General features: G+C 62.5%; 16 protein-coding genes and 1 tRNA gene. 10 read left to right on the top strand and 7 right to left on the bottom strand.

Features of this window, described 5'->3' with window-relative positions:
- Positions 1-313 precede the first annotated feature (313 nt).
- The 3 genes from MKD49_RS24960 to MKD49_RS24950 all read right to left on the bottom strand — a co-directional run bounded on the left by MKD49_RS24960 (position 314) and on the right by MKD49_RS24950 (position 3,296).
- Complete coding sequence (locus MKD49_RS24960; protein ID WP_209567983.1) at positions 314-1,594, bottom strand: TRAP transporter large permease; 1,281 nt, start codon at positions 1,592-1,594, stop codon at positions 314-316.
- A complete protein-coding gene (locus MKD49_RS24955) occupies positions 1,591-2,151 on the bottom strand; it encodes a TRAP transporter small permease (RefSeq protein ID WP_252697635.1) in 561 nt (186 codons plus the stop codon). Before MKD49_RS24955 ends, MKD49_RS24960 begins: the two co-directional genes overlap by 4 nt.
- Before the next feature lie 128 nt (positions 2,152-2,279).
- On the bottom strand, positions 2,280-3,296 hold the full coding sequence (locus MKD49_RS24950) for a TRAP transporter substrate-binding protein (RefSeq protein WP_121037606.1): 1,017 nt from the start codon (positions 3,294-3,296) through the stop codon (positions 2,280-2,282).
- A gap of 208 nt (positions 3,297-3,504) precedes the next feature.
- Here MKD49_RS24950 and MKD49_RS24945 point away from each other — a divergent pair, with 208 nt between their 5' ends.
- The 3 genes from MKD49_RS24945 to MKD49_RS24935 are packed head-to-tail and all read left to right on the top strand — an operon-like array spanning position 3,505 to position 7,059.
- Positions 3,505-5,532, top strand: coding sequence for a PAS domain S-box protein (locus MKD49_RS24945; protein WP_039790098.1), 2,028 nt, complete (start codon positions 3,505-3,507; stop codon positions 5,530-5,532).
- A gap of 41 nt (positions 5,533-5,573) precedes the next feature.
- On the top strand, positions 5,574-6,164 hold the full coding sequence (locus tag MKD49_RS24940; RefSeq protein ID WP_034334304.1) for a response regulator transcription factor: 591 nt from the start codon (positions 5,574-5,576) through the stop codon (positions 6,162-6,164).
- 4 nt (positions 6,165-6,168) lie between these two features.
- A complete protein-coding gene (locus MKD49_RS24935) occupies positions 6,169-7,059 on the top strand; it encodes an AEC family transporter (protein WP_034334306.1) in 891 nt (296 codons plus the stop codon).
- Between the two features lie 28 nt (positions 7,060-7,087).
- Here the strand turns inward: MKD49_RS24935 and MKD49_RS24930 are convergent, their stop codons facing one another.
- Together MKD49_RS24930 and queG are read right to left on the bottom strand one after the other, a co-directional pair.
- Entirely contained in the window at positions 7,088-9,514 is a 2,427-nt protein-coding gene (locus tag MKD49_RS24930) for a penicillin acylase family protein (RefSeq protein ID WP_252697634.1), read from the bottom strand.
- Positions 9,515-9,541: 27 nt separating this feature from the next.
- On the bottom strand, positions 9,542-10,726 hold the full coding sequence (gene queG, locus MKD49_RS24925) for a tRNA epoxyqueuosine(34) reductase QueG (protein ID WP_252697633.1): 1,185 nt from the start codon (positions 10,724-10,726) through the stop codon (positions 9,542-9,544).
- A gap of 67 nt (positions 10,727-10,793) precedes the next feature.
- Between queG and tsaE the strand changes: the two genes are divergently transcribed.
- Both tsaE and MKD49_RS24915 read left to right on the top strand, forming a co-directional pair.
- Positions 10,794-11,279: a tRNA (adenosine(37)-N6)-threonylcarbamoyltransferase complex ATPase subunit type 1 TsaE gene (tsaE, locus tag MKD49_RS24920; RefSeq protein WP_039790104.1), complete on the top strand. Its 486-nt coding sequence runs from the start codon at positions 10,794-10,796 to the stop codon at positions 11,277-11,279.
- Positions 11,243-12,604 carry an N-acetylmuramoyl-L-alanine amidase gene (locus MKD49_RS24915; protein ID WP_121037614.1) on the top strand — a complete coding sequence of 454 codons (1,362 nt, stop codon included), beginning with the start codon at positions 11,243-11,245 and terminating at the stop codon, positions 12,602-12,604. The genes tsaE and MKD49_RS24915 overlap by 37 nt, the downstream gene beginning before the upstream one ends.
- A gap of 98 nt (positions 12,605-12,702) precedes the next feature.
- Here MKD49_RS24915 and MKD49_RS24910 read toward each other — a convergent pair whose 3' ends face one another.
- The gene (locus tag MKD49_RS24910) at positions 12,703-13,365 is read right to left on the bottom strand and encodes a VTT domain-containing protein (RefSeq protein WP_039790106.1); all 663 of its coding nucleotides are present in this window, start codon (positions 13,363-13,365) and stop codon (positions 12,703-12,705) included.
- A 514-nt stretch (positions 13,366-13,879) separates the two neighbouring features.
- Between MKD49_RS24910 and MKD49_RS24905 the strand changes: the two genes are divergently transcribed.
- From MKD49_RS24905 to MKD49_RS24885, 5 genes are all read left to right on the top strand, one after another.
- Positions 13,880-16,897 (top strand): EAL domain-containing protein, encoded by a 3,018-nt coding sequence (locus tag MKD49_RS24905; RefSeq protein ID WP_252697632.1) that lies wholly within the window; start codon positions 13,880-13,882, stop codon positions 16,895-16,897.
- Between the two features lie 465 nt (positions 16,898-17,362).
- The gene (locus tag MKD49_RS24900) at positions 17,363-19,324 is read left to right on the top strand and encodes a Cache 3/Cache 2 fusion domain-containing protein (protein WP_371925514.1); all 1,962 of its coding nucleotides are present in this window, start codon (positions 17,363-17,365) and stop codon (positions 19,322-19,324) included.
- A gap of 144 nt (positions 19,325-19,468) precedes the next feature.
- Complete coding sequence (gene mutL, locus MKD49_RS24895; RefSeq protein ID WP_209567993.1) at positions 19,469-21,421, top strand: DNA mismatch repair endonuclease MutL; 1,953 nt, start codon at positions 19,469-19,471, stop codon at positions 21,419-21,421.
- Between the two features lie 10 nt (positions 21,422-21,431).
- Positions 21,432-22,388 (top strand): tRNA (adenosine(37)-N6)-dimethylallyltransferase MiaA, encoded by a 957-nt coding sequence (gene miaA, locus MKD49_RS24890; RefSeq protein WP_252697631.1) that lies wholly within the window; start codon positions 21,432-21,434, stop codon positions 22,386-22,388.
- A gap of 93 nt (positions 22,389-22,481) precedes the next feature.
- A tRNA-Met gene (locus MKD49_RS24885) sits at positions 22,482-22,558 on the top strand.
- 146 nt (positions 22,559-22,704) lie between these two features.
- Here MKD49_RS24885 and MKD49_RS24880 read toward each other — a convergent pair.
- Complete coding sequence (locus tag MKD49_RS24880) at positions 22,705-23,769, bottom strand: HNH endonuclease (RefSeq protein ID WP_252697630.1); 1,065 nt, start codon at positions 23,767-23,769, stop codon at positions 22,705-22,707.
- Positions 23,770-24,040 lie beyond the last annotated feature (271 nt).

Raw genomic sequence — 24,040 nt, 5'->3', positions numbered from 1 at the left:
ACCACCCGCTTTGTATTCGGTGCTGCCTCGCCACGCCCGGACCGATGTGTCGGAGGGGTCGACGCCAAGGCAAGTACATCAACAACTCACTAGAAAAACCTAAAACAAAACTCGATTGCCAGGGCGGCAAGTGCACGCTGCCGATTCAGCAAAGCACGCACTTTAGCAGCACTTTGTGCCGTCTCAAAGCACTTTTTCAGGGCAAAACCAACATACTTTTCAGCAACTTGACAGACATCTGACGAAATCGGCACCGGCCTGGTGCAAGCCAGGTAACGGCGCCGATTTCATCGTCTCATGGCGTGGTTGCGGATCAGTTGTAGATCAGGTTCGGCAGCCACAGCGACAGGCCCGGCCAGTAGGTCACCAGCGCCAGGAAACCGAGCATGGTCAGCAGCCACGGCATGACCGCGATGGTCAGTTCGGTGATGCCCATCTTGGTAATGCCCGAGGCCACGTACAGGTTCAGCCCCACTGGCGGATGGCACATCCCCACTTCCATGTTGACCACGATGAGGATGCCGAAGTGCACCGGATCGATGCCCAGCTTCATCGCCACCGGGAACAGGATCGGCGCCAGGATCAGCACGATCGACGACGGCTCCATCACGTTACCGGCCAGCAGCAGCAGGATGTTGACCACCAGCAGGAAGGTGATCGGTCCCAGTCCCGAATCGGTGATCCATGCCGCCATCGTCTGCGGAATGTTTTCACTGGTCACCAGGAAGGAGAACAGCACTGCATTGGTAATGATGTAGAGCAGCATGGCCGACATCGACGCCGAATCCAGCAGCACCTTGGGCACCTGCTTCAGGCTCAGGTCCTTGTAGACGAAGACCGCGATGAAGAAGGCATACACCGCCGCCATGGCCGCTGCTTCCGTAGGCGTGAAGACACCGGTGTAGATGCCGCCCATGACGATGACGATCAGGAACAGGCCCCAGCCGCTCTTGCGGAAGGCGGCCAGGCGCTCGGCCCAGGTCGCCTTCTTCAGACGCGGATAATTGTTCTTGCGCGCCAGGAACCAGGTGGTCAGGCCCAGCAGGAAGGCCAGCAGCAAACCAGGCACCACGCCCGCCATGAACAATTTGCCCACCGAGGTATTGGTGGAGACCGAATACATCACCATCACGATGGAAGGCGGGATCAGGATCCCCAATGCGCCGGAAGTCGTGATCACCCCCGCGCCGAAGCGATTCGGGAAACCCTGCTTGACCATTGCAGGCAGGATGATGGAACCGATCGCCACCACAGTGGCCGGCGACGAGCCCGACACCGCTGCGAACAGCGCGCAGGCCAGCACCCCGGCCAGTGCCAGGCCACCGTGCCAGTGGCCGACCATGGAGGTGGCGAAGTTGATCATGCGCCGCGCCACGCCGCCGTGGGTGAGGAAATTGCCAGCGAGGATGAAGAAGGGGATCGCCATGATCTCGAACTTCTCGATGCCCGTGAACAGTTTCAACGCCACCGACTGGATCGGCACATCGGTCATCGTGAACAGGAAAGTCAGGACCGTCAGGCCGAGCGAGATCGAGATGGGCATCCCGGTCAGCATCAGCCCGAACAGCAAGACGAAAATGATCAGTGCATTCATGCTTTACCTCCGCTGGTTTCTTCGTCCAGACCTTCCACGTGGGCGTGGTCATGTTTGGGCAACTCGCCGGTGCGATAAAAATTCCACGCGACCTGGAGGAAACGGAAGCACATCAGGTACGACCCCAGCGGCACGGCCAGGTAGACGATCCACATCGGCAGTTCCAGCACCTCGGAGGTGCTGTCGTGCTGCGCGATGTCGTAGACGAATTCGGCACCGAAGGTCCCGACGATGCCGGTAAAGAGCGCACCGGCAAACAGGCCCAGCAGCACGAACTTGTTGCGCCACGGGGTGTTCATGCGGTTGATGAGCACATCGACGCCGACGTGGATGCCGGTGCGCACGCCATAAGCGGCGCCGAACTTGGCCATCCACACGAACATGAAGATGCACAGCTCCTGGGCCCAGCTCATGTTGATCTGGATGAGCTGGTCCTGCAGCCAGGGAATATCCAGGCCCGAGGCGTAGCGGTGTACCACCGCCACGAAAATGATGAAGGTGGCCGCGGCCATGAGGAACGCGATCAGCCACTCTTCCAGGTGGTCGAGTAACTTCATGAAGTCTCCTTGCGCCAGCAGGCCGATACCACAGCGGTATCAGCCCATGACATTGCTTGTTCGGATTGTTCTTCTCTGCAATGCGCCCGCTTCATTGCGAAGGCGGGCGCCCGTTGGAGCCAACGGATTTACTTCTGGCCCAGCGCGGCCGATTCCTTGTTGACGGCGTCGATCAGGTCCTTGCCGATGCGGCTGGCCATCTGCTGCTGTACCGGCAGCAGCGCCTTGCGCCACTCCGCTTTCTGCGCGTCGGTCAGACGGTAGACGGTGGTCTTGCCGGTCTTTTCGACGGCGGCCAGAGCAGCATCGTTTTCCTGCTGGGCGATGGCATTGGCGTACTTGGTCGCATCCTTCATGGCGCCTTCGAGCTGGGTGCGCACGTCGGAGGGCAGGCCATCCCAGAACTTCTTGTTGACGATCACCGCATAGCCCAGATAACCGTGGTTGGAGACGGTGACGTGCTTCTGCACTTCATGCATCTTCTGGGTGTACAGGTTCGAGGGCGGGTTCTCGGTGCCATCGACCACGCCGGTCTGCAGCGCCTGGTAGACCTCGGAGAAGGCCAGCACTTGCGGGTTGGCACCCAGTGCGCGCATCTGGGCATCAAGCACCTTGGAGGACTGGATGCGCATCTTCAGGCCACGGAAGTCCGAAGGCTGATGCAGCGGCTTGTTGGCCGACATCACCTTGAAACCGTTGTCCCAGTAGGCCAGGCCGGTGATGCCCTTGGGCTCCAGCTTCTTGAACAGATCCTTGCCGATCGGACCTTCGGTCACCCGGTACAGCACGTCCTTGCTAGGGAAGATGTAAGGCAGGTCGAAGACTTCGAACTCCTTCACGCCCAGCGGCCCGAACTTGGCCAGCGACGGCGCCAGCATCTGCACGGCCCCCAGTTGCAGGGCTTCCAGTTCTTCCTTGTCCTTGTACAGGGTGCTGTTGGGATAGACCTCGACCTTCACGCGGCCCTTGGTGGCTTTTTCGGCCAGTTCCTTGAAACGCTCGGCCGCCTTGCCTTTGGGCGTGTCGTTGGCCACCACGTGACTGAACTTGATGATGATGGGCTGTTGCGCGAAGGCGCTGGCAACCAGGCCGGCATTGACGACAGTCGCCGCAGCCAGCGCAAAGACGATGGACTTCAGTTTCATGCTTGTCTCCCCAATGAGATGGAAATGATTTAGTTAGTAATTTTTATGGACTAAGGCCGGTCTTGGCGGGGACCGGATTGTGCTGGCGAATTTTGCGCGGCCTCACCAAAACGGAGCAAGTGTGGTTAACCACAATGTCCCTGCCGCCCACTTCCCGCCGCGCAGGAAGCTGGCGCAAGCTTTTGGGCGCGGCTACACTGGCGGCGTCATGAAAACCGTCCCGCCGCCCCCGATCGCTCCCCAGCCCGATGCCGCCTCGCAGCTGCAGGCCTCCGGCCGCAAGACCACCATGCGCTGGCTGATCCCTTTCCTGCTGGTGTGCCTGTTCCTGGCCACGCTGATCTGGCTGCCGCGCCAGGCCCAGCAGATGGAAGCCAGCGAACGGCTGGAGCAACTGATCGCCGATTCGCTGTGGGTGGAACAGGCGATCCGCTTCCAGCTCAGCCGCGATGACGAGAGCATGCGCATCATCGGCCGCGAGATCAGCAACGGCCGCCTGCATCAGGATCATTTCCGCAGCCGCCTGAACGCCCTGCTGCGCAACAACCGCGAGTTCTATCGCGTGACTTGGTTCAACGCCGAAGGCCATCCGGTCGCTTCAACCGATGATCTTCCGATCAGCCGCAAGGACCTCTCGCAACCCTCGCTGATGACGGCTGACCGCGCGCGCCAGATGCGCCGCCCGCTCTACAGCCCGCCGGCCATCCCGCCCGGCATCGCCGAACCGATGCTGATGGACTATCACGTGCCGCTGTTCCATGACAATCACTACATCGGCAGCCTGGTGGCCAGCTATGCGGTGGCACGCATCCTCAACGAGATGGTGCCGTGGTGGTTCGCCCAGGACAATGAAATCTCGCTCACCGATACCGATGACAACGTAGTAGCGCGCCGCACCTCGGGCGGACCGGGCCTGAACGTCTACACCCATCGGCGTGAACTGGAGCTGCCGGGCTTGACGCTGGTGCTGCATACCAACAGCACCAAGAGCGCGCCCAAGCTGCTGCCCAACCTGCTGGTAGGCTCGGTGATCGTGCTCTCGCTGGGTCTGCTGTGGAGCCTGTGGGCGCTGTGGCGCGACATCAACCGCCGCACCAAGGCCGAGAAGGCCCTGCTCAACGAAGCCGTGTTCCGTGCCGCGATGGAAAATTCACTGGTCACCGGCATGCGCGCCCGCGACCTGCAGGGCCGCATCACCTACGTCAATCCGGCCTTCTGCAAGATGGTCGGCTTCGCGGCCGAAGAACTGGTCGGCAAGATCCCCCCCATGCCTTACTGGGCGCCGGAAGCCATGGATGAATACCAGGAGCGTTTCTCCAACGTGCTGGCCGGGCGCGCCACGCCGCAATTCGAGACCATCTTCCAGCGCCGCGACGGCGAGCGCTTCCCGGTGCTGATCTTCGAATCGCCGCTGGTGGACCAGGATGGCAAGCAGACCGGCTGGATGGGTTCCATCCTCGACATTTCCGAACGCAAGCGCGCCGAAGACCTCAACCGCACCCAGGAAGAAAAGCTGCAGGCCAGCGCCCGCCTGGCCAGCATGGGCGAGATCGCCTCGACCCTGGCGCACGAGCTGAACCAGCCGCTGGCGGCCATCTCCAGCTATACCACCGGGGCGCTGAACATGATGCAGCAGGGCCAGGCCGATCCCAAGGCGCTGCAGCCGGCGCTGGAAAAGATCCACACCCAGGCCCAGCGCGCCGGCCACGTGATCCGCAGCGTGCACCAGTTCGTCAAGAAGCGCGAACCGGCGCGCCAGCGTCTGCAGATCCGACAGTTGGTGGACAACGTGGCCCCGCTCATCGAATTGCAGGCCCAGCAGTTCTTCGTGGTGCTGCAATGGCAGGTGCCCAAGTCGCTGCCGCCGGTACTGGGCGACCAGGTGCTGCTGGAGCAGGTGATCCTGAACCTGACCCGCAACGGCATCCAGGCCATGGCCGCCGTGCCCTCGGCGCGCCGCATCCTGCGCGTGACGGCCGAGCTGACCCGCAATGACGATGGTGCAGAATCGGTCACGGTCTCGGTGATCGACCAGGGGCACGGGATTGCCGAGGAAGTGGCGGCGCGCCTGTTTTCTCCCTTCTTCTCGACCAAGGCCGAGGGCATGGGCATGGGCTTGAACATCTGCCGCACCACCATCGAATTCCACGGCGGCACGCTCACTTACACCGATAACCCGGCAGGCGGTACAATCTTCCGGTTTTCGCTGCCCGCCCAAAGCGGGCAGCCACAATAACGAGACGCCCCTCCCACACTGGATTCCCGCCCCGCATACCGATGCTGCACATAGTCGACGACGAAGAAATCATCCGCGATTCGCTGACCTGGCTGGCGCGCTCGCGCAATATCGCCGCCATCGGCTATGAAAGCGGTGCCGCCGTGCTGGGCGCACTGGCCCATGCCAGCGGCATCGACGCCGAGGGCGAATGCCTGCTGCTGGACGTGCGCATGCCCGGCACCAGCGGCGTGGCGCTGTTCAATGAACTCAAGACCAAGGGCCTGCTGCACCGGCGTCCGGTGATCTTCCTCACCGGTCACGGCGATGTGCCGATGGCGGTGGACATGCTCAAGAACGGTGCCTTCGATTTCTTCGAGAAGCCTTTCAACGACAACCAGTTGATGGACCGCGTGCTGGAAGCGCTGGAAAGTTCGCGCGCCGGCGGTGCCGAGGATGCCGTACAGAGCCGCCTGGCGGCGCTGTCCGCGCGCGAGCGCGAAGTGCTGGACCTGATCCTGGCCGGCAAGATGAACAAGGTCATTGCCGATGAGCTGGGCATCAGCATGCGCACCGTGGAAGTCCATCGCGCCCACATCTTCGACAAGATGAACGTCAAGACTGCCGTCGAGCTGGCACGCCTGCTGAAGTAAGCACGTGGAGATCCTCAACCTCCTGCTGCCGGACTTCAGCCTCATTGCACTGGGCCTGCTGATCCATCGCATTTCCAACTGGGGCGAAGAATTCTGGGCCGGCATGGAGAAGCTGGTCTATTTCATCCTCTTCCCTGCGCTGCTGTTTTATTCGACGGCGCGCCTGAAGGTTGATCTCTCGGTCACCGGCGGCATGGTGCAGACGGGCGTTGCGGCGCTGCTGGTGGGCATCGCGCTGACCTGGCTGGGCAAACCCTTCCTGCGCGCCACGCCCATGACCTACGAGTCGGGCATGCAATGCGCCTTTCGCTTCAATTCCTATATCGCGCTGGCACTGGCCACCCGCATGGCGGGCGAAGAAGGCGCGGGCCTGATGGCCATCCTTCTTGGTTTTGGCGTGCCCCTGTGCAATATCGCGGCGGTCCATGCGCTGGCCGCAAAAAACAGCAACCTGCTGCGCGAGCTGGCCCGCAATCCCTTGCTGGTGGCGACTGCTGGCGGGTTGACGTTTTCTGCACTAGGGCTGCATTTGCCGGAAGTGGCCAGTGTGGTGCTCTCGCGGCTGGGCGCGGCTTCCATTGCGTTGGGCCTGCTGATGGTCGGGGCCGGACTGCGGCTGTCGGGCTTGAAAGAGAGCAAGCCGGTCGTGGCCTGGTTCATCGTCATCAAGCTGGTTGCGGTGCCGCTGGCCGCTTACCTGATCGGCATGCTGCTGCAGCTGCCACCGCTGCAGTGGCGTATCGTGGTGCTGTTCTGCAGCCTGCCCACCGCCTCCAGCGCCTACATCCTGGCCGCGCGCATGGGCGGCAACGGGCCCTTCACGGCCTTCCTCATTTCGTTCGGGACGCTGCTCTCGGCATTGAGCATTCCGGTCTGGCTGGCGCTGGTGCATTGATCCTGCCGCACCAGGCCAGCCCTGCTGTCTAGCGCACCGGCTGCACCACGATGCGGTGCTCGGTGACTTTCTCGATGGCTCCGCGTGAATAGAGCAGCGGGAAATACTCGCCCTTCAACCACTTGTCGGCCAGATCGCGATAGTGCGGGCTGTCGGGGTCGCCCGACTGGCCCGGCGCATTGACGGCCCAGGAATTGTCCCAGCGGCCTACATCCACCACCACGCGGAAGGAAGGCCCGTTGGTCTGGCGAAAATCATTGACGCGATAGGTCGACTGATTGGGCGAATAGGCCCCGCCATGCTTGGGCATGGGTCCGACGTTGAGCTTCTTGCGGGTCGCCTCATCCACCACATCGGCCAGCGGATGCGCCATCAGGTTGTGGTGCAGCTTGCCCCATTGCCATTGCGACGGATCCGCACCTTGCAGCTTGGCCAGTTCGGCCCAGGCAGCACCGAGGCTGGAGAGCAGCATCTGATCGCGCCGGGTGCGTGCCTGCGCAGCATCGGCGCCGAAGGCGGGTACCGGATTTTCCAGCGTATCGAGCAGCACCGCCGTATCGGGTGCTCCCATGGCATCGGCAGCCGCCTTGGGCAGCACGGCTTCCTTGAAGGCCTTGCCCAGATGGCGCGAGAGCCAGACTTCGTACAACGCCGGCTGCGCGGACTCGCTGCGTTCCACGTAATCCCACTGGCCCAGCATGGCCAGCGCAGCGCGGGTGTTGGCGTCATCGGAGGACAAGGGCTTGAGCAAGGCGGCCAGGCGGCGTGCGGGGATGGCCAGGTCATCGTTCTGCAGCCGCATCGAATCCTGCAGCGAGACCTTGGGCAGGCTGGCCAGCACTTCGCTGATGCGGGTGAAGCGCGAATTGTTGGTCCACTCGAATCCGAGCTTGCGCTCGCGGTAGGGATAATCGGCAGGAAGATTCATCTGGTTGGCCGAGGCAAACCAGCCCTGCGCTGGATTGTAGGACGAGGGCAGCTGGTCGCCGCGCCAGAAGCCGGACCATTCATATCGCCCGTCACCCGGCACCGGTAGCAGCCCGTCCCAGTTGGGCCGCTTCGGTGCCAGCCCGCCCGGCACCCAGCCGATGTTGCCTTTGGTGTCGGCATAGACCTGGTTCTCGGTCGGCGCGCCCCAGTTCAGCATGGATTGCTTGAAGTCCTTGAAATTGCGCGTGCGCATGTAGGCGATGCTGCCGAAGTAAGGCGACATGCCCGGCTCCAGCCAGCCCGACCGTACCGCGTAGGCCAGGTGTTTGGCCTGATCGACGTAGATCACCGGACCATGGCGCGTGAAACTCAGATCGGCCACGGCGGGTGCGCCGTTCTTGATGCGCACCGGTTCATGCAATACGCGCATCGATTCCCACTGCCCCTGATAGCGGTATTGCTGCGGATTGTCGGGATTGAGCTGGTAGACGTAGAGGTCTTCCTGGTCGATGTTGAAGATGGTCAACCCGAAGGCGATGCTGCCGTTGTGGCCGATGGAGATGCCCGGCAAGGCCGGTTCGCCGGCCCCGATCACGTTCATGCCCGGTGCGCTCAGGTGGGCGATGTAGCGCAGCGACGGGGCCGAATAGGCGCGATGCGGATCGTTGGCCATGATGGCGCGGCCGGTGGCCGATTTCGACGGGGCGATGACCCAGTTGTTGCTGCCCTCCATGGTCTCTTCCGGGTTGGCGGCCGGCTCGATGCGCACCAGCTGAGGGTCGCCTGCAGTGGTGGCGGCGTTCAGGCTCTCCTTGGTAATCCGCACGCCCTGCGTGGCCAGCGTGAAGACCTGCAGCAGATCCTTGGGCAGGCAAGGGTCCAGGCCCTCGGGCATCCCGGCGGTCCAGGGCGGAGTCAGGCCGGAGCGGATTTCATCGGATTTCAGATCGGCCGCGCACGCCACCTTGGCGCGCGCCACTTCGCTTTGCAGGTTGCGCGTGAGGCCGTGGCTGCGGATGCGCACCACATCCTCTGCCTGCCACTTGGCCGGCAGATAGCCCAGCTGGCGGAATTCGTAAGGCAGTTTTTCCTGATGCAGGGAGACGTAATCGATATACGCATTGATGCCTTCCACGAACGCCTCCGCCACGCTTTCCGCACCGGGACCATAGGCGGCCCATTCACGCCGCATGTCGCCGCGGTAGAGGAACAGCCGGGTCGCACGGTCCTGAGGCAGATAAGCGGGACCGAACACTTCGGAAAGCTGGCCCAGCCCGCGCCGACGCCACAGGTCGATCTGGAACAGGCGGTCACGCGCGGCATTGAAACCCTGCATGAAGAAGGCATCGCGCTCGCTGGCGGCATAGATGTGGGGCACGCCCCAGCGGTCGATGAGGATCTCGGCGCGCTGCTGCAGGCCGGGGATGGCGATCTTTTCGCTCGATGCGGGCTGGGCACTGGCCGCCAGCGGCAGGCTCGCAGCCAGCGCGCTGGCCAGCAGGACGGCACGATTCAGTCTGGGCATGGGGTGTCTCCTCCTTATTGGGAGGGGTCACTCTACTCCATCTGCTCCTGCGACTCCATGGACTCCATGACGGGCCAGCGCCCAGGCTACATGCTCGGCTACCAGCGCTGACGGATGATCCAGGCGCGCCCGCAAAGCCGCCACGATCTCCGCATCGCCCCGGTGCAAGGGCGCATCGGCCGCATTGCCCAGCCCGACGGCCAGGTTGCGCAGCCAGCGTTCGTGGCCGATGCGGCGGATCGCGCTGCCTTCGGTGTTCTTCAGGAAGACCTCTTCACTCCAGCCGAACAGCTCGACCAGGCTCGCCCGGTCGAGGCCATGGCGCGGATCGAAGTCCGGCAGGCTGGCACGCTGGGCGAACTTGTTCCACGGGCAGTAGAGCTGGCAGTCGTCGCAGCCATAGATGCGGTTGCCGATCAGCGGGCGCAGGTCTTGCGGGATGCTGCCCTTGAGTTCGATGGTGAGATAGGAAATGCAGCGCCGCGCATCCAGCTCATAAGGGGCAACGATGGCACCGGTCGGGCAGGCCGTGATGCAGGCGCTGCACTGGCCGCAGTGCGAGGTGACCGGTTCATCCACCGGCAGCGGCAGGTCGGTCAGCATCTCGCCCAGGAAGAACATCGAGCCGGCCTCCCGATGCAGCAGCAGCGTATGCTTGCCGCGCCAGCCCAGCCCGGCCTTTTCGGCCAGGGCCACTTCCATGACCGGCGCCGAATCGGTGAAGACGCGGTAACCGAAGGGGCCGATGCGGCCCTCGATGCGGGTGGCCAGCTGCTGCAGGCGGGCGCGCAGGACCTTGTGGTAATCGCGTCCGCGCGCATAGATCGAGACCTGGGCGGCCGCCGGATCGGCGCTGCGCGCCTCTTCGCGGGCACGCCAGTCAGCTTGATCGGGCTGATCCGCATCGGCGGCGGCCGGCAGGTAGGGCATGCGCACGCTCACCACGCGCACCGTGCCCGGCACCAGTTCGGCCGGCCGTGCCCGTTTCAGGCCGTGGCTTGCCATATAATCCATCTCGCCGTGATAACCCTTGTCCAGCCAGGCCTGGAAGCCCGCCTCGCGGTGCGACAGGTCGACATCGGCGATGCGCACCTCGGCAAACCCCAGCTCCCGGCCCCAGGCCTTGATGGCGGCCGCCAGCGCCGCCAGGCCGGCGGGATCGGCGATGGCAGTGCTCCCGATCGGATCGGCGGGCGTGGGGTGAATGGACATGAGCGCTTGAACCTTCAGACTAGAACCTTGTAACGAACCATCCCGGATGACCCAGAACAGCATGAGCATGCAGCGACTCCACCTCCACCTGCCCGACGAAGCGGCCACCGCCCGCCTCGGGGCCGACCTGGCCCAGGTGCTGGCGCCGGGCCTGGCGATCTACCTGCACGGCGACCTCGGGGCCGGCAAGACCGCGCTCACGCGCGCCCTGCTGCACGCGGCGGGCTACCAGGGGCGGGTCAAGAGCCCGACCTACACGCTGGCGGAGCCTTATGAAGTTTCCTTCGCAGGCCGCATGGTAACAGTCATCCACTTCGATCTGTACCGCATGGCCAGCCCGGAAGAATTTCTCGATGCCGGTTTTCGTGAACATTTCAACGAAAACTCCGTCTGTATCGTCGAATGGCCTGAAAAGGGCGATCCGGTGTTGCCGCCACCGGACATACACGTCAACCTGTCGCTTGCAGGGGACGGTCGTGATGTAGAATTGCGTGCGTTGTCCGACAAGGGTCATCAATGCCTCGCTCGACTGAAATTCGCTCCCAACCTGTGAAGTCCAAAACCCGCCGCACCATCCTCAAAGCCGGCGGCGCCCTGTTCGTCTCCGTCGTCACTCCCCTGCCCGCTCTGGCTTCGCAGATCCTGGCCGTGCGTGTCTGGCCGTCCGAGGACTACACCCGCGTCACGCTGGAAAACGACAGCGACCTCAAGGTCACCCATTTCGTGGTCAAGAACCCGGAGCGCCTGGTGGTGGACATCGAGGGCATCGACCTCAACAGCACCCTGAAGGACCTGGTCGCCAAGATCCAGCCCAACGACCCCTACATCAAGCAGGTACGCGTGGGCCAGAACCGGCCCAGCGTGGTGCGCCTGGTGTTCGACCTGAAGGACGAGATCAAGCCGCAGGTCTTCACCCTGGCCCCGGTGGGCGAATACAAATACCGCTTCGTCATCGACCTGTACCCGGCCGCGCCGCCCGATCCGATCGCCGCCCTCATCCAGAAGGGCGAGTGGAACAAGGAAAGCCCGGCCACCCCGCCGCTGGCGCAGGCACCGACCGCACCGCCCAAACCCGATCCGGCCCCGCTGGCCGAGATCAAGCCGCAGCCGGAAGACAAGACCGAGCGCAACCCCAAGGTGGTGCCGGACGAGCCGCGCATGCAGCTGACCCGCATGATCACCATCGCGCTGGATCCCGGCCACGGTGGCGAAGACCCGGGGGCTACCGGCGCGCGCGGCAACCGCGAGAAGGACGTGGTGCTGTCCATCGCCAAGCGCCTCAAACGCAAGATCGAGCAATACCCCAACATGCGCGTCATGCTGACCCGCGACGCCGATTTCTTCGTGCCCCTGGGCCAGCGCGTGGTCAAGGCGCGCAAGGTGCAGGCCGACCTGTTCGTGTCGATCCATGCGGATGCCTTCGTGCAGCCGACGGCGCGCGGCTCTTCCGTGTTCGCCCTGTCGGAAAAGGGCGCCAGCTCCACCGCCGCACGCTGGCTGGCCAACAAGGAAAACTCGGCCGACCTGATCGGCGGGGTCAACATCAAGACCCATGACCGCCAGCTGGCCAGCGTACTGCTGGACCTGTCGACCACGGCGCAGATCAACGACAGCCTGCGCGTGGGCAATGCGGTGCTGAAGGAAATCGGCGGTATCAACAAGCTGCACAAGGGCGCGGTGGAACAGGCCGGCTTTGCCGTGCTGAAGGCACCGGACATTCCCAGCATCCTGATCGAGACCGCCTTCATCTCCAACCCGGAAGAAGAAGCCAAGCTCACCGACGAGCGCTATCAGGAGCAAATGGCCGATGCCATCCTCACCGGCATCCGCAACTACTTCGCCAAGAACCCGCCGCTGGCCAAGAACCGGCTGACCTGAAGTCGCGTTTCAGGCGGCAGACAACAAAAAACCCGGTCCTGCTCTGGCAGACCGGGTTTTTTGTCGGGTGCGGCGTCGGTGCACCGGGGACGCGGCGCTCAGGCGTTGCTGACCTTGCGCTTGCCGCGCAATTTGCGCCACAGCTGCCACAGCGCCCCCAGCACGATGGGAACGATGGCACCGACGATGCCGATGAGCACCAGCGTATTGAGGTTCTCCCGCACCACCGGAATATTGCCGAACAGGTAGCCCAGCACCACCAGGCTGACCACCCACAGGAAGGCACCCAGCACGTTGAACAGCTGGAAGCGCGCAAAGCTCATGGCCGAGACGCCGGCGATGAAGGGCGCAAAGGTGCGCACGATGGGGGTAAAGCGGGCGATCACGATGGTCTTGCCACCGTGTTTTTCATAGAAGGTGTGGGTCTTGCGCAGGGCGTCGGGGTTGAGCCAGCGGTAGTTGTGGGTATAGACGCGTTGCCCGACCCAGCCGCCGATCCAGTAATTGAGCGTGTTGCCGGCCACCGCGGCGGCGATCAGCAGGCCCATCAGCAGCCAGATGTCCATGGCCCCCAGCGCACAGAAGGTACCGGCGATGAACAGCAGCGAATCCCCCGGCAGGAAGGGCAGGACCACCAGCCCGGTTTCACAGAAGACAATCAGGAACAACACCGCATAAATGAGCGGGCCGTACTGCTCGATCAGGACGCCCAGATATTTGTCCACGTGCACCAGCACGTCCAGCCACTGCAGATAATCCATAAAGCCCAATCTTTGGTGATTCATCAAGGCCGGGGCTCCCCATCGCCGCGCGGCCGGATATTTCCCTTCAGCAACTCCGTCGGGACCTATCGCACAGGCAAAGCGATCTCGCGCACCTGCGCAGGCATCATACAACACTCACCCCGCCGCAACTCAAGAAGCCCCGATACCGGCCGATAAAATCCTTGAGGAAACTTGCCGCAAGAAGATCCTCACACAAGCTCGCAGAGCGTTGTGTGGCGGCCCGGCGAGGCCGCTGCCCGCACGCACAACCGGAAGGATTTGGCATATGATCAAAGTCAGATTCGTTCAGTTTTGATGTGCCGAATATGCATCATCAAGCATGTTCTGCGCCTTTCCGCGGCGCGGTCGCTGGCGGTAAGGCAGACGGGACGGCGCTGACGGACGGGCAAATGGAAGCCACCGGGGGAAAACGGGGAACCCGGGCAATCGCAACTCCGCACTGCATGAGGCAAGACGCACGGGCGTCAATACCGGCCAGAGGGGGCGCTGTATGGGGAGCCAGGAGTCATTCGTGGGCCAGTTCGATCATCCGTCGCAGCCGCAGGGGGATCACCAGCGCCTGCGCGAGGAGGAACGCGAAGCGCTGCTGGGCGCGCTCTGGCGTTCCATGGCCATTCTCGAATTCGCTGCCGATGGCAGCATCCTCGATGCCAATGACAAATTCCTCGGCATGCTGGGCTACCAGCGACATGAAGTGGTGGGCCAGCATCACCGCATGCTGTGTGACCCGCTCTCTGTCGAGACCGAGGATTACCAGCGCTTCTGGCAGCACCTGCGCCAGGGCGAGGTGATCGCCGGTACGCTGCAGCGGCGCAGAATCGACGGCACCATCGTCTGGCTGGAAGCCCTGTGCAGCCCGATCCTGGATGGCAGCGGCCAGCTGCGCAAGGTGATCTCGGTGGCGGCCGACATCAGTTCGCACATCGACGATTCGCATCACAGCAACAATGTGCTGAGCGCCCTGAACCGCTCGCTGGGCGTGGTCGAACTCTCGCCCCAGGGCATGATCCTGGCGGCCAACCGCAACTACCTCAAAACCATGGAATACCTGGCCGACGACCTGATCGGCCAGCCACACAGCGTGCTGTGTCCGCCCGGCTATGCCGACAGCGAGGAATACGCGATCTTCTGGCGCGACGTCTGCAGTGGCCGCTTCTTCTCCGGCCGCTTCCCGCGCCGCACGCGCAGTGGCCGCACGATCTGGTGGGAAGCCACCTACTCGCCCCTGCTCGATCCGCAAGGCCGGGCCGAACGGGTGATCTGCATCGGCAACGACGTCACCTACCGCGTCACCCGCGAAAAGAGCGACCGCGAACACCTGCACCTGCTCTCGCTGGGCATCAACGAAACCGACAATGCCGTGCTCATCACCGACGAGCAGAACCGCATCGTCTTCCACAACACCGGGTTCACCCGCATGCTGGGCTTCCAGAGCCAGCAGACCATCGGCAAGCTGCCGCGCGAGCTGTTTGCCAATCACCCGAGTTTCGTCAAGTCGATCGAGCGCTGCCATGGCGAGCTGCTGCAGGGACACAGCTTCCACACCGAGGAACTGATCCACGACCTGCACGAGCAGCCGGTCTGGATTTCGGCGGTGGTCAATCCCATCCTCGACGTGCAGGGCAAGCTCATCAATGCGGTTTGCGTGATGACCGACATCACCAATACCAAGGTCCATGAAGTGCTGCAGTACCGCGTCCTCAACGCCATGGCGCGCGACTCATCGCTGGCGGAGCAGATGAGCCTGCTGTGCGAAGAAGTGGAACGCGTCGCGCCCGAGGTGATCGCCTCGGTGCTGAGCGTGGATGAACAGGGCCGCCTGCATACCCTGGCCGCGCCCAGCCTGCCGGAAGCCTACACACGCGCCATCGAGGGCATCCAGATCGGTCCGCTGGTGGGCTCCTGCGGCAGCGCCGCCTATACCGGCGAGAGCGTGGTCTCGGAAGAGATCGCCACCGATCCGCACTGGGCCGACTACAAGGAAATCGCCTTGAGCCACGGTCTGCAGGCCTGCTGGTCGACCCCGATCAAGTCGGCCGACGGCAAGGTCATCGGCACCTTCGGTTTCTACTATCGCCATCCGCGCGCGCCCAGCGCCTTCCACCACCTGCTGGTGGATGCCGGCCTGCACCTGTGCGCACTGGCCATCGAACGCGAAGCTTCGCGGGCGCGCATCCACCAGCTGGCGTTCTATGATTCGCTGACCGGGCTGCCCAACCGCAGCCTGCTGCTGGTACAGGCCGGGCAAGCGATCGCGGCAGCCGAGCGCAACCGCAGTATGGTGGCGGTGATGTTCATCGACCTTGATCGCTTCAAGCAGGTCAACGATTCGCTGGGCCACCAGGCCGGCGATGAACTGCTGCGCACGGTGGCCATGCGGCTGCAATCACAGGCGCGCCGCTCGGACATCGTCGGCCGTCTTTCTGGCGACGAGTTCGTGGTGGTGCTGACCCAATACGACACCGACCACCTGACCGAAGTGGTCAAGCGCATCCAGGAACGGCTGGCCATGCCCTGCCACATCAACGGCACGCCGCTCAATCCCTCGGCCAGCATCGGCGTGGCGATCTTCCCCGACAACGGCCACGATATCGAGACCCTGCTGCATCGGGCCGACATCGCCATGTACCAGGCCAAGGCCGTGAACCGGGGACGTTTCAGCTTCTTCAGCGAGGAGATGAACAGCCTCGCCCAGGAACGGCTGGTGCTGGAAGGCGCGCTGCGGGATGCCTTGCGCGGCGGCCGCTTCGAACTGCACTTCCAGCCGCAGATCAACCTGCACGACCTCAGCCTGCACGGCGTGGAAGCGCTGGCCCGCTGGCACGATCCGCAACTGGGACAGATCTCGCCGGGCCGCTTCATCCCGATTGCCGAAGAATGCGGCCTGATCGGCGAACTGGGCAAGTGGGCGCTGGAAGAGGCCTGCTTCCAGCTGGCTGACTGGCGGCGGCGCGGGATCCAGGTGCCGTCGGTCTCGGTGAACCTGTCGGCCACCAATTTCCACGATCTCGACCTGCCGCAATTTCTCACCGGCCTGCTGCGCCGCTACAGCCTGGCACCGACCGACCTCACGCTGGAAATCACCGAGACCGTGCTGATGGATACCAACCCCAGCACCAACCAGACCATCGCCGCCGTGCATGCACTGGGCATTCCGCTGGCCATGGATGACTTCGGCACCGGTTATTCCAGCCTCGGCTACCTGCGCAAGCTGCCAGTCTCCGAACTCAAGCTGGACCAGAGCTTCGTGCGCGACATGGCCAAGGACGCGGCGGTGAGCGCCCTGACCAATGCGGTCATCCGCATCGGTGAAAGCCTCAAATTGACCGTGGTGGCCGAAGGTGTGGAAGATGCCGACCAGTACCGGCTGCTGATCAGCCAGGGCTGTGACGTGGCGCAGGGCTATTATTTTTCGCGGCCGATGTCGGCTGATCAACTCGAAAGCTGGGTGCGGGATTACCGCGGAGAAAACGCCGCTCCGCCGGGGGCGACAGGACCGCGCGGCTGAACTTGGAGAGAAGTAAATACAAGCAGGCAAGAACAATCGAAAGTTCCATGCAAAAAAGGCACTTTCTCGCCGGAAAAACAACAGCACAGTTACATGTGGGCGCAAACATTCGAAGTATTTTGATGCGGCGCAAAATGCTGACGATATACTGACTGGCTTCCCCGCAAGTACCGTGATTTCAGCATGAACGTTGGGCCTCCCAGCAAGGAAGGCCCCTGACGTGAGTGACCGCGTTGCATTGCCGTTTCGGCAATCCGATGCAGCATGCCGCTCCTCCGGCCAAGCTGTCATCGGTACGCAGGCACAGTGTTGCAGGACCTTCCGGAAGACGGAAAGAAGGAGGGCAAACGATGGCGAGATGAGCGCGTAGTCAGCGATCGCCATCGGTCCTCGGATGGTTTTGGTTCGGTATTTGCTTTTCCACACCCTTTGACTTCAAGAACAACAACAGCCATGGCTAATGCAATGTCTGATGCGCGCGGCGCATCTCTGTTTCATCGCTCGGTCGGTGCAAAACTGACTGCCATGACGGTAGCCCTGGTGGGCATCGTCTTCGTGATCGCACTGATGCTGATCACTTACTCCGCTTCACGCATGGTGGAATCGCGCTCCATCGAACAGATGGGCAACGACGCGCGCGGCGTGGCCAACATGGTGGGCATCTTCGACCGCTCGGTGAACAGCCAGGTGGACCGCTTCTCCACCATGTTCGACAAGGAATTCGGCAAGCTCACCCTGGACGAAAGCCGCACCGTGCAGATTGGCGACCGCGCCACGCCGGTGCTGTCCAATGATGGCCGCGAACTGAACCTGGATTTCTCCATCCCCGACCGCTTCACTGCCCACACCGGCGTGACCGCCACCATCTTCGCCAAGACCGGCGATGACTTCGTGCGCGTGTCAACTTCCGTCAAGAAAGAAAACGGCGAACGCGCCGTCGGCACCCTGCTTGACCGCGCCCATCCCGGCTATGCCGCCCTGAAGTCCGACAAGAGCTACAGCGGCCTGGCCACTCTGTTCGGCAAGCAGTACATCACCAAGTATGTGCCCTTCAAGAATGACGCTGGCCAGATCATCGCGGCGCTCTACGTGGGCATCGACATCTCGGCCGACGTGAAGGCGCTGAAGGACCAGATCAAGTCGCTCAAGATCGCCGAGACCGGCAACTTCTACGCGCTCAATGGCCGCGAAGGCAAGGACCAGGGCGTGATGATTGCCGGTGCCCCGCGCGAAGGCAAGGAAGAAGGCGGCAACCTGATCGAGGCCAAGGATGCCGGCGGCGACACCTACATCAAGACCCTGGTGCAGCAGAAGGAAGGCCAGCTGCGCTACACCGGCAGCGATGGCCGCCAGAAAATCGCGGTCTTCACTCACTATGCCCCGTGGAACTGGGTCATCGTCGGTGAAGCAGCAGTCGATGAGATCACGCGCGAAGTCAATTCCATGCGCAATCTCTACATCGGCCTGGGCCTGCTGTTCCTGGCGGTGCTCGGCGCGATCCTGACGGTGATGATCAACCGCATGATCACCCGTCCGCTGGATGCGGTTTGCAATGCCGCCGACCGCATCGCCGGCGGCGACCTCACCACCCGCCTGCACGTGCATAGCAGCGACGAGATCGGCCGCCTGATGGGCGCCTTCAACGGTATCAGCATGGGCCTGTCGGAAGTGGTCTCCAGCGTGCGTGCCGGGACTGAGGAAATCAACACCGCCGCCAGCGAGATCGCCGCCGGCAACCTGAATCTGTCCTCGCGTACCGAGCAGCAAGCGGGTGCCCTGGAAGAAACCGCCTCGGCCATGGAAGAGCTGACCTCGACCGTGAAGCAGAATGCCGCCAACGCGGTTCAAGCCGATGAACTGGCCGGTTCCGCTTCGGAAGTGGCCAGCCACGGCGGCGACGTCGTGGGTCAGGTGGTGCAGACCATGGATGCCATCAACAGCTCCTCGCAACGCATCGTCGACATCATCAGCGTGATCGACGGTATCGCCTTCCAGACCAACATCCTGGCCCTGAACGCGGCGGTGGAAGCGGCCCGCGCCGGTGAGCAGGGACGCGGCTTCGCCGTAGTCGCCACCGAAGTGCGTACGCTGGCCCAGCGCAGCGCCTCGGCCGCCAAGGAAATCAAGGAACTGATCGACGCCTCGGTGCAGACCGTGGCCGGTGGCGGCCAGTTGGTCTCCCAGGCCGGCAACACCATGAATGACGTGGTGGCCAGCGTGCAGCGCGTCTCCACCGTCATCAGCGAGATCACCACCGCCAGCCGTGAGCAGAGCGAAGGCATCGACCAGATCAACCGCGCCATCGCGCAAATGGATGAGAGCACCCAGCAGAATGCAGCGCTGGTTGAGCAGGCCGCAGCCGCCGCGCAATCGCTGCAGCAGCAGGCCGAGCGCCTGGCTGCCGCAGTGAGCACCTTCCGTGTGTAAATCGTTTATATCGTTTGCATGATTTTCTGCGCGGCGATCCGCGGATTGCCCTGCAGAAAACCCTGATTGCATCCGCTCCCAAGAAGCCGCCCCCGGGCGGCTTCGTCACATCCGGCCCCTGGCGTCGGCAGGTATAATCCCGCCATGAACGCTCCGCACTCCTCCCCCGCTTCCGAACCGGCTGCCGCCCCGTCCCACCGCCCCATCCAGGCCCTGCCCGATCAGCTGATCTCGCAGATTGCTGCTGGCGAGGTGATCGAACGTCCTTCCGCCGTGGTCAAGGAATTGCTGGAGAACGCGCTCGATGCCGGCTCCACGCAAATCACCGTGCGCCTGGAGCAAGGCGGCGTCAAGCGCATCGCCATCACCGACAACGGACGCGGCATTCCACCGGAGCAATTGCCGCTGGCACTGGCGCGCCATGCCACCTCCAAGATTGCATCGCTGACCGATCTGGAGAATGTCTCCACGCTCGGCTTCCGCGGCGAGGCGCTGGCCTCGATCGCCTCGGTGGCCCAGCTCACGGTAACCAGCCGCACCGCCGATGCCCCGCATGCATGGGAAATCACCGGTTCCCAATTTGGTACCGTGGCCCCGGCCTCGGGCGCACAGGGCACGACCATCGACGTGCAGGACCTGTATTTCAACACCCCGGCGCGGCGCAAATTCCTCAAGTCCGAACAGACCGAATACGGCCACTGCGCCGAGGTCGTCCGGCGTATTGCGCTGGCGCGTCCGGATGTGAGTTTTTCGCTGTCGCATAACGGCAAGACGGTCGATCACTGGAACGTCGGTGAATTCGCCAAACGCAGCGCGCACATCCTCGGTGACGAATTCGCCAATGCGCGTCTGCCGCTCGACGAGAGTGCGGGCCCCTTGCGCCTGCATGGATTCGTCGGCCTGCCGACGGCCTCGAAGGCACGCGCCGATGGCCAGTATTTCTACGTCAACGGCCGCTTCGTCCGTGACAAGCTGCTCACCCACGCCGTGCGCGCCGCCTACCAGGATGTGCTGCATGGCGACCGTTATCCGGCCTATGCGCTGTCGCTGACGCTGGACCCGGCGCTGGTGGATGTGAACGTGCACCCATCCAAGATCGAAGTGCGTTTCCGCGACAGCCGCGCGGTGCACCAGTTCGTATTCCACGCGGTCTCGCGCGCGCTGGCGCAGACCTCGGCCGTGTCCTTCGGCAATCTGCCGCAGCAACAGACCGAGAGCGCCGAGGGCGCGCCCGCTCCCGCCAGTGGCCCGAATGCCCCGCTGCCCTGGATGCGCGAACAGAAACAGCAGAGCTTCTCCGCCCAGTTCGCCGAACAACCGCGTCCGTTCTCTTTTGCCGGCAACGGCGGACCGGGCAGCGGCGGCTTTGGCGTACGCCAGGACCGCGCGGCCTACGGCAACATGTTCCGCAGCGAGCCTGCCGGGCAGAGCGACAGTGGCAATGCGGCGGCAGGCTTCAACAGCGCAGCCTTCCAGTCCGCTGCACAGCCCGCCGCCCCCCTGCCGGACGGCGACTTCCCGCTCGGCTTCGCGCTGGCGCAACTGCATGGCATCTACGTGCTGGCGCAGAACCAGGCCGGCCTGGTGGTGGTGGACATGCATGCCGCGCATGAACGCATCCTCTACGAGCAACTGAAAACCGCGCTCGATGGCAACGAGATGTTCGTGCAGCCGCTGCTGATTCCGGTCACCTTCTATGCCGATCCGGTGGAAGTGGGCACGGTGGAAGAACATCAGGAAACGCTGTCGGCCCTGGGCTTCGACATTGCCGTGATGTCGCCGACCACCCTGGCCGTGCGTGCCGTCCCGGCGCTGCTGAAGAACGCTGACGCCCAGACGCTGGCCCGCGACGTCCTGCGCGATGTGCGCGAGTACGGTGGTTCGCGTGTCTTGCTGGAGCGCCGCAACGAACTGCTCGGTACGCTGGCCTGCCATACGGCGGTGCGTGCCAATCGCAGCCTGACGCTGCCCGAGATGAACGCGCTGCTGCGCCAGATGGAAGCCACCGAACGCTCCGACCAGTGCAACCACGGCCGTCCGACCTGGACCCAGATGGGCTTGTCGGATCTGGACAAGCTCTTCCTGCGTGGCCAGTAAGGATCGTGTGATGACCCAGCAACTGCCTCTGGCGGTGGCCATCATGGGCCCCACTGCGTCCGGCAAGACTGCCGCTGCGCTGGAGATTGCCCGCCACCTGCCCTGCGAAATCATTTCCGTCGATTCGGCCCTGGTCTATCGCGAGATGGACATCGGCACCGCCAAGCCCAGCCCGGAAGAGCTGGCGGCCGTGCCGCACCACCTGATCGACATCATCGACCCGACCGAAGCTTACTCCGCCATGCAGTTCCGCCAGGATGCGCTGCGGCTCACGCTGGAGATTGCATCGCGCGGCAAGCTGCCCTTGCTGGTGGGCGGCACGATGCTGTATTTCAAGGTGCTGCGTGACGGCCTGGATGAGCTGCCGCAGGCCGATCCGGCATTGCGTGCGCAACTGGACGAGGAAGCAGCACGGATTGGCATGCCGGCCATGCATGCGCGCCTGGCGACGCTGGACCCGGTCACGGCCGCGCGACTGAAGCCGACTGACAGCCAGCGCATCCAGCGTGCGCTTGAGATCAGCTTGCTGACGGGGCAGCCGATGTCGTCCTTGCTGTCGCAGAAGCCGCCTGAGCCGCTGCCGTTCGAGATGCTGCCACTGGCGCTGGAACCAGCCGATCGCGCGGTGCTGCATGAGCGCATTGCATTGCGCTTTGACCTGATGCTGCGCGGTGGCGCGCTGGAACGTGAAGTCGCCGCTTTGCGCGCGCGGGGCGACCTGCATCTGGGGCTGCCGTCGATGCGTTGTGTGGGGTATCGCCAGATGTGGCAATACCTGGACGGCAGCATCGATGCCACGGCCCTGCGCGAGAAAGGCATTGCCGCCACGCGGCAACTGGCCAAGCGCCAGCTGACCTGGCTGCGTTCGATGCCGGAGCGCATCAGCATCGACTGCAACCGCCCGGAGGCCACGGCCGAGGTGCTGGCGCGGGTGCAGCAAGCCTTGGCGGAACGCCGCGCCGGATGAGCTGCCGGGGCCTGTGGATAAAATTAAGAGGGAAATGCGGAAAAAGTATTGACAGAAGGCGATTGGACCTCTATAGTCTCGGGCTTGCCTCCTGGTGATATAGCTCAGCTGGTTAGAGCACAGCACTCATAATGCTGGGGTCGGTGGTTCAAGTCCACCTATCACCACCAGATACCCGTCGCTGCATGTGCAATCATGCGTATGCGGCGCCGTCCGAAAAACCCGCCTCTTCGAAAGAAGGGCGGGTTTTTTGTTTTCTACGTTCAACTAGATTCCATCATCCAATCAAATCAAATCAAAAAATGCATATCACGACCTAGCAACGACCTTGAGCATCTTTGACGGCCGCCTTCACCTGGTCGATGCTCAACCAACGCCTAGAGGAATGCACAACTCTATGGCAATTGGCGCACAGAAGAGCCAGATCTTCTAGCTTGGTTTTGTCGCCCTCTGTCAGCGTGTGAACCGGCTTAGTATGATGAACCTCAATGATTCCCTGCCCGACTTCGCCATATTTGATCGAGAAATCGAACCCACATGCCTCACACGCCAAACGACCATGAGTCTTGAGTGCATTCTTTTTTCGTTGCTCAACGAGTCCTCGTTTACGTTCGCGAACGCGATGCATTCTTGTCAAAACACGCCCCTCCTCGGCCTCCTCAATTCCAGGCTCGTCATCACCGCCAAGTATTGAAGGGCTTTGTTCCACTGCGATGCAAATCGCTTCGGCAACTCGCCGCAATCTTTCAACGTCACCGGAAAATTCGCGCCATACTCGTTCTTCATCTTTGTTTCCTCGAGTCAGCCCAACCTTGCCATCCGCGGTGTAATCGGGATCGAAGCGCCTAAAATTCATTAGTTTCATATAGACGCCGTTCGCGTTACGGAATGTTCCATTGCTGCTTATTCCAAGCGCGCTCCCCATTTTATTCAGAACTTCAGACAGTTCTTTAACCTCCACACTGTCTTTACCAGGAGGTGATTTTTTATGATCAAGATACAACCGGAGAGCTAAAATCAGTTCATCTCTTGACCAGGCTTGATTGCGGTGACGGGTAATGTTCCGGTCATGATCAAGAATACTGGCTCGAATGCCAGCTGGCTCGCCTGGGGAAATCGAATTTCCACCTCCATTATTTGACGCCGACAACAATCCCCATACGCCGGAACCTTTGCCGTTAACCGAGTAAAAAAGTGGCTGACCTTTGAAACCCAAGGATTCACTGGCATGCGCTTGAATTTCTCTTTGGATAATATTTTGCCAAGAGCTTGGCAAGGAACTGCCTCGAATGCGTTTGATTTCCGCATAGATGTCATCATAGGAAGCCGCACCTCCCAAATTTGATAGCGCTGAAACAATATCGCTAATCCAGGTAGCCATAAATTTTGATTTTCTTGAATATACATTTAGTCAAGTGAAAATCAATAATACACTCCATACCTAGAATTATTTCGATGCGTATAAATAGAATGACTTGGTCGACGACTTAGTTGAGAAAAGTAATGCAAAGCGATTTGCTGATTGAAAGCCTAGAAGTTCAAGACTAGATAGCTTTGGATCGTATGCAGCGCCGTCCGAAAAAACTCACCTCTTCGAAAGAAGGGCGTTTTTTGTTTTCATCGCACAGTGTGTCCGCAGCGCATCTACGCTG

Origin of the sequence: Herbaspirillum sp. WGmk3, from assembly GCF_023952535.1 — a bacterium.
Lineage (GTDB): Bacteria > Pseudomonadota > Gammaproteobacteria > Burkholderiales > Burkholderiaceae_D > Herbaspirillum > Herbaspirillum huttiense.
Note: the sequence above shows the minus strand (reverse complement) of the source record. Positions and strands in the feature narration are given on the sequence as shown.

Coding starts and splice junctions, on each gene's coding strand:
- mutL (WP_209567993.1), top strand. CDS start 19,469: ATGAACGCTCCGCACTCCTCCCCCGCTTCCGAACCGGCTGCCGCCCCG.
- MKD49_RS24940 (WP_034334304.1), top strand. CDS start 5,574: ATGCTGCACATAGTCGACGACGAAGAAATCATCCGCGATTCGCTGACC.
- MKD49_RS24945 (WP_039790098.1), top strand. CDS start 3,505: ATGAAAACCGTCCCGCCGCCCCCGATCGCTCCCCAGCCCGATGCCGCC.
- miaA (WP_252697631.1), top strand. CDS start 21,432: ATGACCCAGCAACTGCCTCTGGCGGTGGCCATCATGGGCCCCACTGCG.
- tsaE (WP_039790104.1), top strand. CDS start 10,794: ATGCAGCGACTCCACCTCCACCTGCCCGACGAAGCGGCCACCGCCCGC.
- MKD49_RS24880 (WP_252697630.1), bottom strand. CDS start 23,769: ATGGCTACCTGGATTAGCGATATTGTTTCAGCGCTATCAAATTTGGGA.
- MKD49_RS24905 (WP_252697632.1), top strand. CDS start 13,880: ATGGGGAGCCAGGAGTCATTCGTGGGCCAGTTCGATCATCCGTCGCAG.
- queG (WP_252697633.1), bottom strand. CDS start 10,726: ATGTCCATTCACCCCACGCCCGCCGATCCGATCGGGAGCACTGCCATC.
- MKD49_RS24910 (WP_039790106.1), bottom strand. CDS start 13,365: ATGGATTATCTGCAGTGGCTGGACGTGCTGGTGCACGTGGACAAATAT.
- MKD49_RS24930 (WP_252697634.1), bottom strand. CDS start 9,514: ATGCCCAGACTGAATCGTGCCGTCCTGCTGGCCAGCGCGCTGGCTGCG.
- MKD49_RS24955 (WP_252697635.1), bottom strand. CDS start 2,151: ATGAAGTTACTCGACCACCTGGAAGAGTGGCTGATCGCGTTCCTCATG.
- MKD49_RS24900 (WP_371925514.1), top strand. CDS start 17,363: ATGTCTGATGCGCGCGGCGCATCTCTGTTTCATCGCTCGGTCGGTGCA.
- MKD49_RS24915 (WP_121037614.1), top strand. CDS start 11,243: ATGCCTCGCTCGACTGAAATTCGCTCCCAACCTGTGAAGTCCAAAACC.
- MKD49_RS24950 (WP_121037606.1), bottom strand. CDS start 3,296: ATGAAACTGAAGTCCATCGTCTTTGCGCTGGCTGCGGCGACTGTCGTC.
- MKD49_RS24960 (WP_209567983.1), bottom strand. CDS start 1,594: ATGAATGCACTGATCATTTTCGTCTTGCTGTTCGGGCTGATGCTGACC.